Source organism: Bradyrhizobium sp., assembly GCF_004799405.1.
GTDB lineage: Bacteria > Pseudomonadota > Alphaproteobacteria > Rhizobiales > Xanthobacteraceae > Bradyrhizobium.
Map to the genome: position 1 here is coordinate 2,501 of NZ_SSMW01000153.1, position 15,338 is coordinate 17,838.

Below are 15,338 nucleotides of genomic sequence, written 5' to 3' on the forward strand. Positions count from 1 at the left end.
ATCCGCGGCGTAGTCGTTCGGCGCTTCCAGCACCACATAGACGCCCCAGCGCAAATCGCGGAACACCGGCCGGCCGTCGCGTTCCAGCGACGACACCACTTCGACCACGCCGGATTTCTCCAGCACGCCGCCCTTGTCGTGCGGCCGCATCACATGCGGCAGATCGTCGACGCCGCAGGGCGGAAACAACAGGCCGCCGGCCGGCACGTCGAGGCCGGTGGCGTTGGCGATCGCGGCCATTTCGATCGCGGATTTGGTGCCGTCGAGAAACGAGTTGAACATCTGCGGATTCATGCCGGCGGACTGCGCCTCGCCGGCCGTCAGCCCGTAATGGCTCCAGACCTCGGCCGGCGTCACGTCGTGATAGGCCGGCAAATATTTGGTGCCCTTGCCGGCGGCGACCACGCGGAATCCGGTCGCGCGGGCCCAGTCCACCATCTCGGCGGTCAGCGCCGGCTGGTCGCCATAGGCCAGCGAATAGACCACGCCGGCCTGGCGGCCTTCTTCCGCGAGCAACGGGCCCGCCAGCACATCGGCCTCGACATTGACCATCACGATATGCTTGCCGGCGGCAATCGCCGCGCGCGCATGCCTGATGCCGACCGCCGGATTGCCGGTGGCTTCCACGATCACCTCGACAGCGCCGGAGGTCGCCCTGCCGGCGTCGGCGGTGAAGGTGGTCGCCGCGATCCGCGCGGCGTCCCAGCCAACCGTGCGGCAGGCCTCCCGCGCCCGCTCCGGATCGAGGTCGACGATCACCGGCACCTCGAGTCCCGGCGTATGCGGCACCTGCGACAGGAACATCGAGCCGAATTTGCCGGCGCCGATCAGCGCGACACGAACCGGTTTTCCGGCCGCGCGGCGGGCGTTGAGCAGGTGGTGAAGGTTCATGAGAGGGACGATCCGGCTGGCTGGAATGATGTTACGGTCGGAAGGCAGCAGCGGTGCGCTCCCTCTCCGATCGGAAGAGGGCCGGGGTGAGGGGTTCAGGCCTTATCGTTCGGCCTTAACCCCTCACCCGGATCGCATCTGATGATGCGATCCGACCCCTCCCGATCGGAGAGGTGAAGCAGAATTACTCCGCCGCCTGGCGATGGCTGCGCGCAAGCCGGAGCAGCGCATCGTCCTTTACGGTCTGGATCGGCGTAAAATCGCGATGTGCGATGAACTCCGGCCGGGTCGGGGTGCGGATATAGTTCGAAACGGCGTTGAGCGTGAGGTAGACGATCTTGCGCGGATACGGCGTGATGTTGCCGGCCGAGCCGTGCACCAGGTTGCCGTGGAACATCAGCATGCCGCCGGCCTTTCCGGTCGGCGCGACGATGCCGCCTTCCCTCACCAGCCGCGTCACCGTTTCCTCGTCCAGCGTCCACAGCGGATAGGAGGTGGTCTCGAGGTCGTGCGCCGCCTTGAGATCGCCGGCGGTCTGGCTCTTCGGCACCAGCATCAGCGGGCCGTTGATCGGCATCACCTCGTCGAGAAAGATCGCGATGTTCATCGCCCGCGGCTCCGGCATGCCGTCGTCGCGCTTCCAGGTGCCGTAATCCTGGTGCCATTGCCAGACGTCGCCGGTAAAGGCGGATTTGGCGTTGATCTTGTACTGGTGCATGTAGACCTTCTCGCCGAAGATCTGTTCCACCGGATCGATCATGCGCGGATGCGCGCCGAGCAGGCCGAACGCTTCGTTGTAGAGATGGGCTGCGAAGGCGGTGCGCGGCGCGCCGCTCTTTTCGCGCCATACCTCCGGGCGGTCGGTGTCGTAGATACCCTCCGCCTCATGCGCCAGCAGCGCTACTTCCTCGCGGCTGAACAGTTCGGGAAGAAACAGCCAGCCTTCCCGGTTGAAGTCGTCGATCTGTTGCTGGGTCAATTTCATGGCGTATCCTCCCTGGGATATTTTAGCACGGATTTCATTTCTTCTTGCCGGGTTCGGTCAACATCCGCGTCATCGGGTAAAGCTGCGGTACGATCGAGCCGGTATTGATATATCCGTCGCGGGCGCGATGGCAGGCGTTTCATCGTGGAATTCCTTGATGGCAGATTAGCATCGGGCCGGACGTTTACCAACCGGGCGATGGCGCAGCGCAATAACCGTTGCGTTCACCCTGCCGCCAGAAATTCCAGCACGATTTTACTGAATTCCTCGGGTGCCTGCTCGAACATCCAGTGGCCGGCGCCCGCTATCATCGCGGTCTTTGCGCCGGGAACATGCGCCGAGAGCGCGCGCAGCACCGCCGGTAGCGGCCCCCTGGTGTCGGCGCCGCCGACGAACAGCGTCGGCGTCCTGATCGATTCCGCCTGCTGCCTGGTATAGGGCTGGCGATTTTCGCCGACCTGTCCGATCAGGGTGTAGACGTTGTCGCGTAGCTGCTGTTTGGGTGCCGCCGGCAGGCGCCCCCACGCGCCTTCGCCCTCGATCGTATCGAAGAAAAGCATCAGCCCGCCCTCGATGTCACCCTCTTTGACCCTTTCTGCCGATGCGGCGAACCGCGACACACGTTGCGAGAGTCCGGCGGCAGGATCGAGCGATAGGTCCAGTTCGCCGCCGGGTTCGGCCAGCACCATCCTGCGCAGCAAATCGGGCCGCTGCTGCGCGACGCGAAACGCGATATGTCCGCCGCGCGAATGTCCCATCAGGTCCAGCGGCTTGTCCGCGAATTTCTCGATGAAGGCGATCACGTCGGCGACATGCTGCGCCATCAGATAGTCATTGCCGACGCCGTCCCAATGCTCGGGGAAAAAGCGCCGCAGGGAAACCGAGATCACGCGACGCTGCTTCGACAGCGGCCCGTACACCGCCGACCAGGTGCGGAAATCACCGAGCGTGCCATGGACGCAGACCAGCGGCGGCCCCTTTCCGACCTCGAGGTAGGCCATGTCGTATCCGTTGACGGCAAGCGTTTGCATGGGACACCAGGAAATGTGATAGGGGGCACATGGTGGCTTTACGGCGCACCCAGAAACTCCAGCACGATCTTGCAAAATTGGTGCGGCGCCTGTTCGAACATCGGGTGGGTGGTGTTGGGGATCATCACCGTCCTTGAATTGGGAACGTGGGCGGCAAGCGTGTGCAGCACATGCGGCAGCGATCCCCTGGTCCTGGCGCCGCCGATGAACAGGGTCGGCATCGCGATCGCTTCGGCATCGGCCTTCGAGAAAGGCGGGCGCCGGTCGCGGGCTTGCCCGACCAGCGTGTAGGCGTTGTCGCGCAATTGCTGTTTCGGCATCGCCGGCAGCCGTGCCCACTTGCCGGGACCTTCGATCGCCTCGAAGAACAGTTTTAGCCCACCCTCGACGTCGCCGGCAGCGATCAGGCTGGCTGCAGCCGCGACCCTCGCGGCAAGCGGCGACGGCCCTGGTGCCGCGGTGGGGTCGAGCGTGGCATCGAGCTCGCCGCCGGGTTCGGCCAGGATCAGCCGGCGCAACAGATCGGGCCGCCTTTGCGCGACCCGTAACGAGACGTGCCCGCCGCGCGAATGCCCCATCAGGTCGACCGGCCCAGCGTTCAGTTGCTCGATGAAGCCGATCATGTCCTCGACGTGCTGCGCGATCGAATAGGTGTCGCCCACGCCATCCCACCGCTCGGGGAAAAAGTGCCGCAAGGACACCGCGATCACGCGGTGTTTTTGTGATAGCGGTCCCAGCACGCAGAACCAGCTCCGAAAATCGTTGAGCGAGCCGTGTACGCACACCAGCGGCGGGCCCTCCCCGACCTCCAGATAGGCCATGTCGGTGCCGTTGACGGGAAGGGTTTGCATGGGGACTCGGGCGGGGCAGGCGGAAGGCGAATGCGGATCATTCCATGAAATCCGGCAAATGCCTACTAACCGGGCTCGCCCGCGTAGCTCAGCCCCGGAATGACGGAGGCGAGCGTCATCCTGTGTATGCCGCCGGTTCCGTCGGATTTCGGGTGGATCGCAACAATTTCCAAGCCTAGATTCCCTGCCAGCACGGAATATCCAGTTCACACCATGGAGCCACAAGATTTGGAGCCAGCCATGACAGAGCAGCATTTTGCGTTATTCGACACCGCGATCGGCCCTTGCGGCATCGTGTGGGGCGCGCGCGGCGTGGTCGCCGTGCAATTGCCGATGTCGAGCGAGGACAAGACCCGCGGCCGCATCCATCAGCGCTATGGCGACATTGCCGAGGCGCCGCCGCCGACCGAGGTACAAAGCGCGATTGACGGGATGGTGGAGTTGCTCGCGGGCAAACCCAACGATCTGTCGGACGTCGTGCTCGATCTCGACGGCGTTCCCGAATTCAACCGCGGCGTCTACGATATTGCGCGCACCATTCCGCCGGGCAAGACGCTGACCTATGGCGATATCGCCAGGCGGCTCGGCGGCGTCGAGCTGTCACGCGACGTCGGCCAGGCGCTCGGGCGCAATCCCTGTCCGATCGTGGTGCCTTGCCACCGCGTGCTCGCCGCCGGCGGCAAGCCCGGCGGATTTTCCGCCAATGGCGGCGTGGTGACCAAACTCAAAATGCTTGCGATCGAGGGCGCAGTGGTCAATCACACGCCGAGCCTGTTCGACTGAGGTGATGTCGCCGGCTGCATCGACGCGTTATCTGTCGCGGATGGACGGAATCACAAAATTGGAAAGGATGTCGATCTCCGCATGACCCTGGTGCCCGCTGAAGTAGAGGCCGGATGTCATCATCACGACGAGATCGAGCTCGGGAACAACGAAGATGCGCTGGCCGCCCTGTCCCATGGCGGCAATCCACGTGACTTCCTTGCCTTCCGAAAGCGTGCGGCCGAGCCACCACTGATAGCCGTAGAAGAACAAATCGCCGAAGTAGCCGATGGCCTGAAAACGCGGGGCGGTGGATTGCGCGATCCATGCCGCCGGGACGACTTGCCGGCCTTCCCACACGCCGCGATTGAGCACGAGCTGTCCGAGCTTCGCGGCGTCGCGCGGCCGGAGACGAAGGCCGATGGCCGCCGCAATCTTCCCGTTGGTTGGATAAGTCTTCCATTCCCAGTCGGTGATGCTGAGCGGCTGGAACAAAGTTTCGCGGGCAAAGGCTTGCAATGACTTCCCGGAAACGCGTTCGATGATGTTGCTCAGCAGATCGGTGCCGCCGCCGTTATAGGTCCAGATTGTGTCAGGCGGCCCGGCGATCGGCTTCGCCAAAATGTACTGAAGCGGGTTGGCGTCCGCGCCAAGGTGAGGCTCGTCGTTGCCGGGATCGGTCCAGGCGAGGTTCTCGTTCCACTTGATACCGGATGACATCGTCAGGAGATGGCGAAGGGTGATGCCGTCCCAGCCTGGCGTCTTGAGCGCCGAAAATTCCGGGAAGAATTTGACCACGGGTTCATCGACGCCGGCGATCAGCTTGCGGTCGATTGCGATGCCTATCAGCAGCGAGATAACGCTCTTGGAAGCCGAGCGCATATCGTGTCTGGTGGTCGCGTCATGGTCGTATTGTCCCGGCACATCCCAGCGCTCGTCATAGCCTGCGAAATATTGCTCGAACACCAGTTCACCATGACGGACGATGACGACGGCATGAACGTCGGCTTCGGTATCCTTCAGCCGGGCGGCAATGCCGCATAGCCGTGCGCCATCAAGGCCGGCGCTTTCGGGCGAGGCTGCGATCCAGCCGTCGTCCAATGCGGCCGGAGTGCCACAAACCGGATTGGTCTCGGCCAGTGTACCGGAGGCAATGACCGCGAAGACCGCGGCGAAGCCGAGACGCCGTAGTTGATCGAGGCGGTCGCGCATGGCTGCGGCGTTACGCCGGCGGCGGCAGCGAGATCTTGACCGAAGGTCGCGTCAGCATCTTTTCGTGGAAAGCATCGAGCTTCGGATAGGCCTTGCGCCAGCCGCAATCGGGAAAGCGGAAATCGGCATAGCCGAGCACGCAGACCAGCGCGATCTGCGAGATGTCGAGCGGCCGTGACAGCATGTCGGCTTGCTTCTCGAACCGCGCCATGCCGTTCCACGCCCGGTGCCAGTGATCGTCGCTCCACGCCTGCCAGCGCAGTTCCTGCGGCCGCACCATCCGCTCATAGCGGCACAGCAGCATCGAATCGAGCATGCCTTGCAGCAGGGAATGGTCGCTCTTGACCTTCCATTTGACGGCGCCGGATGCCGGAACGAGCTTTCCGCCGCCGGCCAACTCATCAAGATATTCGACGATGACGTAGGAATCGACGATCACCTCGCCATTGTCCAGGATCAGCGCCGGCAGCTTCTTCACCGGATTGATCTGCGAGTATTCTTCATTGAGCTGGCCCGGCACCACGGTGGCCGGAATGAATTCGATTTTGTCGATCAGGCCGAGTTCGATCGCGGCGATGCGGACCTTGCGGGCGAACGGCGAAGCGGGAGAGTAGGTCAGTTTCATGGAGTGTTCCTTTTTCTCCGTCATGGCCGGACAAAAGTGCCAAGCGCGCCTTCGCACTAAACGTCCTGAAGGACGGGACAAACCCGGCCATGACGAATTTTACAAATACGCGTGCATGATCCTCAAGCGGCGACGATTTCCTGCCGCTGCTCGCCAAGCCCTTCGATGCCGAGGGTGACGACGTCGCCGACGTTGAGGAACTTGGGCGGCTTCATGCCGGCGCCGACGCCGGGCGGCGTGCCGGTCGTGATGATGTCGCCGGGCAGCAGGGTAAGAAAGGTCGAGACGTAGGCAATGCACTTCGCGATGGTGAAGATCATGGTCGAGGTCGATCCGGTCTGGCAGCGCTTGCCGTTGACGTCGAGCCACATCGAGAGCTTCTGCACGTCCGGTATTTCGTCCTTGGTGACCAGCCACGGGCCGAGCGGACCGAAGGTGTCGTGCGATTTTCCCTTGGTCCATTGTCCGCCGCGTTCCTGCTGGAAGTAGCGTTCGGAGACGTCGTTGCAGACGCAGTAGCCGGCGACGTGATTGAGCGCGTCGGCCTCGGAGACATATTTGGCGCGGGTGCCGATGATGGCGGCGATTTCGACTTCCCAGTCGAGCTTCTTGGATTCCCGCGGCTTCTCGACCGGATCGTTGGGGCCGCTGAGGCTGGTGTTGGCCTTCAGGAAGAAGATCGGCTCGGGCGGAATTGGGTTTCCGGTCTCCTTGGCATGATCGACATAGTTCAGGCCGATGGCGACGAATTTCGAGAGGCCGGTAACCGGCGCGCCGAGCCGCGGCTTGCCGTCCACGGCGGGCAGCTTGGCGGCGTCGAGACCGGCGAGCTTGGCCAAGGAGGCCGGCGCATAGGCCTCGCCATTGAGGTCCTTCACATGCGCCGACAGATCGCGCAGTTGACCCGATTTATCGATCAGGCCGGGCTTTTCCTGGCCAATCGCCCCATACCGAACAAGCTTCATTTTCATCACTCCCTGACGTGGTTTTGGTTACTTGGATGCTTCATGGAACAGCACGCGGGGAAATTCAACTGCTGACTGCGCGCCGCATGGCAGGTCCCTTATCCGAAAAGCGCATGGGGGAAGTAACGGCTCCGGGATCATGCCCTAAACGATGAATTTGAAGGCGTCGCCGTCGCGCCGGATGCGGCCGCCGTTGAAATGGCCGCCGATCACCAGCGTCGGCCTGTCGGCAAGACGCGAGAACAATTCGCGCCGTGTCACCGCCGAGCGCACCGGATCGGAGTCCGCGGTCGACGACCAGTCGAGATGCGCCATCTGGCAGGGATGATGGGCGACGTCGCCCATCAGCAGGGCGTCTTCGCCGTCGGACTGGATGTGAAGGCTCATATGGCCGGGGCTGTGGCCGGGCGTCGGGATCAGGGTGATTTCATCGCCAATTTTGGCGTCGCTGGCGACGAGGTCGGCCTTGCCGGCATCGGCGAGGGGTTGCACCGAGTCATTGAAGACAGCCACCTTGTCGGACTCGTCGCGGTGGTCGCGCCAATGCTCGTATTCGGTTTTGCCGAACACATAACGCGCGTTGGCGAAGGTCGGCACCCATTTGCCGCCCTCGAGCCGGGTGTTCCAGCCGACATGGTCGACATGCAGATGCGTGCAGAGCACGGTGTCGATGCTGTCGGGCGCAAAGCCGGCCGCCGTCATGGTCTCGAGGAACGGCTCCTGGCGGTTGTTCCAGGTCGGAACCTTGCGGCCTTCCTTGTCGTTGCCAAGACCGGTATCGACCACGATCCGCCGCGAGGGCGTCTCGACCACCAGCGAGTGGATCGACATTTTGAGACGGCCCTCGTCGGTGGCGAAATGGGGAATCAGCCAGGGCAATTTCCGGATTTCTTCATTACTGGCCAGGGGCAGTATAAATTTCGTGCTGCCGATCGTCTCCAGTTCGACGATTTTCGTGATTTTGACCTTGCCCACTTTCCAGTGCATCCGGCGCTTCCCTGAAAATCCGCTTGTTGGAGGGCGAAAGATGCTGGTTTCCGCAAGCCTGTGCAATGGATCATCCGGCGGCATCGGGCGTTATCGGGGAAAGCCTGCCCAAGGAGCGCGCGATGCCAGAGCTAGCGATTTCAGCCGAAAAAGTCGGTTTTTTGATCGAGAAAGCGCGGGAATTCGATGCCACGGACGCGCCGACCGATCCGGATTCCGGCTCCAACGGGACTGACGACAACATGATCGATGTGCTCGAGGATAATGGCAGCGATCCGGTGGCGCGCGAGATTACGGGCTTCATCGATGCGCTGACGGACGACGAGCAGATCGACCTGGTCGCCCTGATGCGGCTCGGGCGCGGCGATGCGACCATCGAGAATGGCAAGATCTCCGTCGTGAGGCGGCCGATGGCCGCAACGGGCGCACCGCAAGCTATCTTCTCGGCGAACCGATGCTGGGTGATCTCCTGGCCGAGGGCCTCGATGAGTTCGGACTGAGCTGGGCCGACGAGCGAACCACGCCGGTACGGTGAGAATTCTGCTTCGAGTTGGAAGAAACTGCTACCGCGCGCAATCGACGATGACGGTGCCGAGCTTGTCGCCTTTTTCCACCGCAAGGTGAGCCTGGGTGGTTTCCGATAGCGCGAACTGCCCGGCGATGTTGTGAATACGCGTTCCCGCCGCCAGCCATTTCGAAATATCGGCTTGAGCTGCCGCAAGCAGCGGAGGCGGCAACGCCGGCAGCACCAGCGTGCGCAACGCGATGCATCTTTCCATCAGGGTGCGTATCGGCACCACCGGGTTGCGATTGCCGTTGGTGGCGTAGACCGCGATGGTTGAATTCATCGCCATCAGCTTCAGCGTGGTTTCGATGTTGCCGCCGAAGTCGACGTCGACGACGCGATCGACACCGCGCTGTGCGGTGAACGCCATCGTTTTGGCGACAACGTCCTCGGTCCGGTAGTTGACGACGAGGTCGGCGCTCGCAAGGCGCGCCTGCTCGGCCTTCATCTGCGAACTAACAGTCGCGATGACGCGCGCGCCGCCCCATTTTGCCAGTTGCACGGCATAGTGGCCGACCGCGCCGGCGCCGCCGGTGACCAGGACGGTCCGGCCCGCGATCGGCCCATCGCCGAACAGGCAGCACCACGAGGTCATGCAGGGGATACCGAGCGTCGCCCCGGCCGCGAACGACACGTCGTTCGGCAACGGCGTCACCAGATGCTCGGCCAGCGCGATATATTCAGCCGCGGTGCCGAACGCGCGGCCGTTGCGCTGCCCGTTAAAGAGCCAGACCCGTTGCCCCACGCTGAGCCGCGTGACGCCGGCGCCGAGCTGATCGACGATCCCTGCGCCGTCGCTGTTGGGAATCACGCGGGGGTATTCCATCGCGCGGTAGCTGCCGGAGCGGCGGCCGGCATCGGCGGGATTGACGCCGGAGGCTTCCAGCCGGACCCGGACTTCGCCAGGTCCGGCCGCCGGCGTCGGCATCTCGCCAAAGCTCAGCACATCGGGTGCAGCGCCCGTCCGCTCATACCAGGCCGCCTTCATTTGGTAGCGCTTTCGGTTAGAGCGTGCCGGGGAACGCGCCGCCATCGAGCAGGATGTTCTGCCCGGTGATGAAGCCGGCCTTGGCGCTGCACAGAAACGCGCACGCCTCGCCGAATTCGTCGGGATCGCCGAAGCGCCCGGCGGGATTGAGCTTGGCGCGTTCCACCATGATCTGCTCCGCGGTGAGGCCGCGCTTTTCGGCCTCCGCCTTCGCGGTGCCGCGCAGCCGGTCGGTATTGAAGGGTCCCGGCAGCAAACCGTTGATGGTGACGTTGTTGATCACGGTCTTGCGCGCGATGCCGGCGACGAATCCGGTGAGGCCGGCGCGCGCGCCGTTCGACAGGCCCAGTATCTCGATCGGCGACTTCACCGCGGCCGAGGTGATGTTGACGATGCGGCCGAACTTGCGTGCCATCATGCCGTCCACCGTCGCCTTGATCAGTTCGATCGGCGTCAGCATGTTGGCGTCGATGGCCTTGATCCAGTCGTCGCGGGTCCAGTTGCGGAAATCGCCGGGCGGCGGACCGCCGGCATTGTTGATCAGGATGTCTGGGTCGGGACAGGCTTTCAGCGCGGCCTCGCGGCCCGCAGGCGTGGTGATATCGCCGGCGACTTCCGTCACCGTGACGCCGGGGTTTGCCTTGCGTATGTCGGCGGCGGCGTTGGCCAGCACTTCGGCGCCGCGCGCGGTCATCGTGACATGCACGCCTTCGGCGGCAAGTGCGGCTGCGCAAGCGCGTCCCAGGCCCTTGCTGGATGCGCATACCAATGCGCGGCGGCCTTTGATTCCAAGATCCACTGTCTCACTCCCCTCTGGTTCGGATGGCTTTTTTGGTGGTTCGATATGCCTACTGTACCTCTGAATGGCGACCTGGTTCAATTCGCCCGCATCTCCGCCTTGATCATGTCGGCCGCCTTCTCGCCGATCATGATGGTCGGCGCATTGGTGTTGCCGCCGATCAGGGTCGGCATGATCGAGGCGTCGACCACGCGCAGGCCTTCGAGGCCGTAGACTTTCAGCTTCGGATCGACCACCGCCATCGAATCGTTGACGCCCATCTTGCAGGTGCCGACCGGGTGATAGACGGTATCGACGCGCTCGCGCAGCACTTTGCGAATATCGTCGTCGGTTTCGACGCCTTCGGTGAACACGTCAGAGGTCTGCAGCGCCTTCAGCGCCGGCGCATCCAATAGCCGCTTGGTCACCTTGAAGCCGGCGACCATGGTATCGACGTCGGCTTGCTCGCCGAAGAAATTCGGATCGATCGCGGGGGCGGCAAGCGGATCGGCGCTTTGCAGCCAGACGCTGCCGCGGCTTTTGGGGCGCAGCAGGCAGACGTGACAGGAGAAGCCGGTGCCCCAGCGCGGCTTGCGGCCGTGATCGTTCACCATCGCCATGCAGAAGTGCAGCTGGATATCGGGCACGTCGAGGTCGGGGCGGGTTTTGAGGAAGCCGCCGCATTCGGCGATGTTCGATGTCATCGGTCCACGCCGCTCGCGCCGGTATTGCGCGATGCCCTTGAAGATCCGCGCGATGCCACCGAACGACAGGCCGGCGAAATACGGCGCGTCGGAGGTGAAGCCGAATACAAAGTCCGGATGGTCCTGCAGGTTTTGCCCGACGCCCGGCAGATGATGCGTAGAGGCGATGCCGTGTTTGGCAAGGGCTGTGCTGTCGCCGACGCCGGACAGCATCAGCAGTTGCGGCGTCTGGAACGCGCCGCCCGACAGGATCACTTCGCGGCGGGCGCGAATTTGCCTGGTTTCCTTGCCTTGCCGGTATTCGACGCCGACCGCGCGCTTGCCCTCGAACAGGATGCGGGTGGCCTGCGCGTTGGTCTCGACGCGCAAATTCGGACGCGTCGCCATGAAGGGGTGAATGTAGCCGCGCGCCGCGCTCCAGCGTTCGCCGTTCTTCTGCGTCACCTGATAGCTGCCGAGGCCTTCCTGGTCCTCGGCATTGAAGTCCTCGCGGATGCGGAATTGGGCTTCGCGCGCGGCCTGCAGGTACATCTCCCGCACCGGATTGTCGGACCGCAGTCCGGTGACGTGGAGCGGACCGCCCTTGCCGTGATACTCGCCGCCGAGTTCGGCATTGTCCTCCGAGCGCTTGAAGTAAGGCAGCACGTCGGCATAGGACCAGCCGGTGTTGCCGAGCGAGGCCCACTGGTCGTAATCGCTTCTGTGGCCGCGGATATAGACCATGGCATTGATCGCGGAGGAGCCGCCGAGTCCCTTGCCGCGCGGCTGATAGCCGATCCGGCCGTTGAGGCCCGCCTGCGGCACGGTATCGAACGCCCAGTTGTTGACCTTGCCGGAAATCATCAGGATCATCGCGCCCGGCGCGGTGACGACCCAGTTGTCGTCCTTGCCGCCGGCTTCCAGCAGCGCCACCGACGTATTCTGATCCTCGGAGAGACGGCTTGCGACCGCGCAGCCGCCGGAGCCGCCGCCCACCACCACAAAATCGAATGTATCCGTCACGGTTGTTCCCCCTCGTTGATATTTCTTATGGCTTGCCAGCTCTCGTTATTGCGAGGAGCGAAGCGACGAAGCAATCCTGGCGCTACGACATCAATCGCAGCATCTTCTCCAGCCGCGCGATCCTGGCGCCATAGGGCGGATAAAGATCGGCCAGCCGGTTGAACGGCGAACGATAGAACACCGGCTTTAGTTTGCTTAAGGAGCGAAACCCCCATTCGCCGTGATAGGCGCCGGTACCGGACGCCCCGACGCCGCCCATCGGCTGGTTGATCTGGGTGAAATGAAACAGGCAATCGTTGACGGTGACGCCGCCGGAGACGGTGCGCGACAGCACCTCGTCGCGCGCCGCGTTGTCCTTGCCGAACCAGTACAGCGCCAGCGGCCGGTCGTGCTTGTTGACGTAGGCGACCGGCTCACCCGCGTCCCTGTAGCCCATGATCGGCAACAGCGGCCCGAAGATTTCTTCCTGCATGACGGTCATGTTAGGCGTGACGCCGAGCAGAATGGTCGGTGGAAACTTGCGTTTCGATTTCCAGGCGGGATCGCTGGCCTTCGCGGCCTGCATGACCTTGGCGCCCTTGGCGGCGGCGTCGGCCACCAGGCCCTCGAGCCGCGCATAATGCCGGTCGGAGACGATCGACGTGTAGTCGGCATTATCGGGGTCGGTGCCGAACATCTTCTGCATATTGGCCTGCAGCCGCTCGGCAAAATCCTGCACCGAGGCTTCCGGCACCAGCGCATAGTCGGGCGCGATGCAGGTCTGGCCGGCATTGAGCAGCTTGCCATAGGCGATACGCGCCGCTGCTTCCGCTAGATCGGCCGAACGGTCGACAATGGCAGGCGACTTGCCGCCAAGCTCGAGCGTGATCGGCGTCAGATTGCGCCCGGCGGCTTCCGCCACGAGCCGGCCGACCCGGGTCGAGCCGGTGAACATCAGATGGTCGAACGGCAGGGAAGCAAACGCCTGCGCGATATCGTCCTCGATGCCCGTCACCATCATTTCCGAGGCGTCGAATTTCGCGGCGATGACTTCCTTGAGCAGCGCCGAAAAACGCGGCACCAGCTCGCTCGGCTTGATCATCACGCGATTGCCGGCGGCAAGGGCGGCCACTGCGGGCGCCAGCGTGAGCTGCAACGGGTAATTCCAGGGCGCGATGATGCCGACCACGCCGAGCGGCTGCGGGATCAGCCGGTTCTTGGCCGGCATGAATTGCAGCGCGGTCGAAACCCGCTGCGGCGCCATCCATTTCTTCAAGTGCCTGGCGGCGTGCCTGATTTCGCCGAGCACCAGCAAGCTCTCCGCGATCGCGGTCTCGATGCTGCTGCGATGGCCGAAATCCGCCGAGATCGCCTGCTCGAAACCAGTTTCATTGTCCGAGATCGCCGCGCGCAAGCGCGCCAGCCGGTCGAGACGCTCAGTCAGCGTCGGCGCCGGCATGGTCCGCGACAGCTCGAACATGCGCTGAAACGCATCATCCAGGGCTCTTTGCCCCCGGCTTTTCAGCGGCTGGTCCATGGCGTTCCCCCCAAAATTCTCTTGGCCCAAAGCTGGGCTTTTGCGCCAATTCTGGCAAGAGCGGCCTTGCGGGCCTGTTTGGCCTGATAAAGCCTGTTCCGCCCCGATAAAACCCCGAAAAGATCGCTCGCGGGCCTTTCCAAAGCACCCTCGCATTGGTACATACCGCTCGCGCCATGGGCATTTGCCCGGGTTGCCTTCTCAGGAAGCCTCCGGACGGGATCGATCGGCGCCTTTGGGCGTGGGCCAAATTCGTTTCGGTGTTCGGTTTTCGGGAGGGTGAGCATGGTTTATCGCGGGGTGGAGCAGCCCGGTAGCTCGTCAGGCTCATAACCTGAAGGTCACAGGTTCAAATCCTGTCCCCGCAACCAGACAAACCTCTGATTTTATGAGGTTTTTTGAGAGCCGCCCTTCGGGGCGGCTTTCTTGTTTTGAGCATGTCGCCACCGTGTCGCCACCGCCTGCGGTTGGAGAACTCTGGGCGATACACCATTGGGAGCTGCTGAACTTCGGCTTCTGTCGGCTATTTGGTGCTTTGGCTCGGACCCTGTCTCCGTATTCGAGCGATGACTGGTGGACGTGAAGCGAGTTTCGACCCGCACCTTTCAGTTGCGGGATCAGCGCGTGCTGCCTAGTCTCGGGGCAGCTTTGCGCCGGCAGAACGCTTGCTCCAGGAACTCGGGATCACGGAGCCCGGCGAGATCGACCTTGAAGCGATCGCCTTTCATCTCGGCGCGCGCGTCCGATATCGCAAACTCGAAGGTTGTGAGGCGCGCATTATTGGACGGAACGAAGCTGCGATCATCACGATCGGTAAGGATTGTTCCGATCGGCGGAAGCGCTTTTCACTGGCTCACGAAATTGGTCATTGGACTCACCACAAAGGTCAGACGCTCGTCTGTCGCGTTGAGGAGTCCGCTCCACAAGGTAAGATGTCTCCCGAACGTGTCGCTAATAACTATGCGGCTGATCTTCTTATGCCGCATTATCTTTTCGGCCCCGCCGCCCGCGTCTATCCGAAATTGAATTTCAAAGCCGTCAACGATATCGCCGACATTTTTCACACGAGCCGATCAGCGACCGCCATTCGTCTTGTCGAAGGCGGCCACTCGCCCGCGTTGCTGGTTTGTCATGGGCTTAAAGGCCGCAAATGGTTTGCGCGTGGCCCCGACGTTCCGCCGCGATGGTTTCCGAGAGATGATCTCGACGCTGATAGCTTTGCGTTCGGCGTCCTTTTTGGCAAAAAGCCGGATGATCCAATGCCGCGCAAAATTGACGCGGAAGCTTGGTTTGATCGTCGCGATGCAGGAAAGTTTGCTGTACACGAACAAACAATCCGAAGCGCAACAGACGAAATTCTAACTCTGGTCCTGATCAACGATCCCGAAATGCTCGAAGATGAGTGACGAACTCTTGCTGAATGGATTGTGTTGGTCAGACTTTGCCAATTGTAATTATCGAGCCGTTTCTATCAAC

At 62.9% G+C, this 15,338-nt stretch carries 14 protein-coding genes, 1 tRNA gene and 1 pseudogene (1 of these 16 cut by a window edge); 4 read left to right on the plus strand and 12 right to left on the minus strand.

Annotated features, from left to right (window positions below; translation table 11 throughout):
• The 4 genes from E7813_RS24650 to E7813_RS24665 form a co-directional block, all read right to left on the minus strand.
• Positions 1–891, minus strand: partial view of a Gfo/Idh/MocA family oxidoreductase gene (locus tag E7813_RS24650; RefSeq protein ID WP_291577899.1) — the 5' portion only. It extends 420 nt beyond the left edge of the window; the window shows 891 of its 1,311 coding nt (coding positions 1–891); its start codon is at positions 889–891; its stop codon lies off the left edge, out of view.
• Positions 892–1,075: 184 nt separating this feature from the next.
• Positions 1,076–1,876, minus strand: a complete 801-nt coding sequence (locus tag E7813_RS24655) for a phytanoyl-CoA dioxygenase family protein (protein WP_291577900.1) — start codon at positions 1,874–1,876, stop codon at positions 1,076–1,078.
• A gap of 224 nt (positions 1,877–2,100) precedes the next feature.
• The gene (locus E7813_RS24660) at positions 2,101–2,907 is read right to left on the minus strand and encodes an alpha/beta hydrolase (protein WP_291577902.1); all 807 of its coding nucleotides are present in this window, start codon (positions 2,905–2,907) and stop codon (positions 2,101–2,103) included.
• A 38-nt stretch (positions 2,908–2,945) separates the two neighbouring features.
• Positions 2,946–3,758 (minus strand): alpha/beta hydrolase, encoded by an 813-nt coding sequence (locus E7813_RS24665; RefSeq protein WP_291577903.1) that lies wholly within the window; start codon positions 3,756–3,758, stop codon positions 2,946–2,948.
• A 240-nt stretch (positions 3,759–3,998) separates the two neighbouring features.
• On the opposite strand from E7813_RS24665, the gene E7813_RS24670 reads away from it, so the two are divergent.
• Positions 3,999–4,541 carry a methylated-DNA--[protein]-cysteine S-methyltransferase gene (locus E7813_RS24670; protein ID WP_291577904.1) on the plus strand — a complete coding sequence of 181 codons (543 nt, stop codon included), beginning with the start codon at positions 3,999–4,001 and terminating at the stop codon, positions 4,539–4,541.
• 27 nt (positions 4,542–4,568) lie between these two features.
• On the opposite strand, the gene E7813_RS24675 is transcribed toward E7813_RS24670, so the two are convergent.
• The 4 genes from E7813_RS24675 to E7813_RS24690 form a co-directional block, all read right to left on the minus strand.
• Positions 4,569–5,732 carry a serine hydrolase gene (locus E7813_RS24675; protein ID WP_291577905.1) on the minus strand — a complete coding sequence of 388 codons (1,164 nt, stop codon included), beginning with the start codon at positions 5,730–5,732 and terminating at the stop codon, positions 4,569–4,571.
• Positions 5,733–5,742: 10 nt separating this feature from the next.
• The gene (locus tag E7813_RS24680) at positions 5,743–6,357 is read right to left on the minus strand and encodes a glutathione S-transferase family protein (RefSeq protein WP_291577906.1); all 615 of its coding nucleotides are present in this window, start codon (positions 6,355–6,357) and stop codon (positions 5,743–5,745) included.
• Between the two features lie 122 nt (positions 6,358–6,479).
• Positions 6,480–7,322: a fumarylacetoacetate hydrolase family protein gene (locus E7813_RS24685; protein WP_291577907.1), complete on the minus strand. Its 843-nt coding sequence runs from the start codon at positions 7,320–7,322 to the stop codon at positions 6,480–6,482.
• A 144-nt stretch (positions 7,323–7,466) separates the two neighbouring features.
• Positions 7,467–8,309: an MBL fold metallo-hydrolase gene (locus E7813_RS24690; RefSeq protein WP_291577908.1), complete on the minus strand. Its 843-nt coding sequence runs from the start codon at positions 8,307–8,309 to the stop codon at positions 7,467–7,469.
• 122 nt (positions 8,310–8,431) lie between these two features.
• On the opposite strand from E7813_RS24690, the pseudogene E7813_RS24695 reads away from it, so the two are divergent.
• Positions 8,432–8,844, plus strand: a pseudogene (locus tag E7813_RS24695) (DUF3775 domain-containing protein).
• A gap of 28 nt (positions 8,845–8,872) precedes the next feature.
• Here the strand turns inward: E7813_RS24695 and E7813_RS24700 are convergent.
• The 4 genes from E7813_RS24700 to E7813_RS24715 all read right to left on the minus strand — a co-directional run bounded on the left by E7813_RS24700 (position 8,873) and on the right by E7813_RS24715 (position 13,862).
• Complete coding sequence (locus tag E7813_RS24700) at positions 8,873–9,862, minus strand: NADPH:quinone reductase (protein WP_291577909.1); 990 nt, start codon at positions 9,860–9,862, stop codon at positions 8,873–8,875.
• Between the two features lie 16 nt (positions 9,863–9,878).
• Positions 9,879–10,661, minus strand: coding sequence for an SDR family oxidoreductase (locus tag E7813_RS24705; RefSeq protein WP_291577910.1), 783 nt, complete (start codon positions 10,659–10,661; stop codon positions 9,879–9,881).
• Between the two features lie 77 nt (positions 10,662–10,738).
• On the minus strand, positions 10,739–12,346 hold the full coding sequence (locus E7813_RS24710; RefSeq protein WP_291577911.1) for a choline dehydrogenase: 1,608 nt from the start codon (positions 12,344–12,346) through the stop codon (positions 10,739–10,741).
• 82 nt (positions 12,347–12,428) lie between these two features.
• Entirely contained in the window at positions 12,429–13,862 is a 1,434-nt protein-coding gene (locus E7813_RS24715) for a coniferyl aldehyde dehydrogenase (protein WP_291577912.1), read from the minus strand.
• Between the two features lie 294 nt (positions 13,863–14,156).
• On the opposite strand from E7813_RS24715, the gene E7813_RS24720 reads away from it, so the two are divergent.
• Both E7813_RS24720 and E7813_RS24725 read left to right on the plus strand, forming a co-directional pair.
• A tRNA-Met gene (locus tag E7813_RS24720) sits at positions 14,157–14,233 on the plus strand.
• A gap of 294 nt (positions 14,234–14,527) precedes the next feature.
• Positions 14,528–15,268, plus strand: coding sequence for an ImmA/IrrE family metallo-endopeptidase (locus E7813_RS24725; protein ID WP_291577913.1), 741 nt, complete (start codon positions 14,528–14,530; stop codon positions 15,266–15,268).
• Positions 15,269–15,338 lie beyond the last annotated feature (70 nt).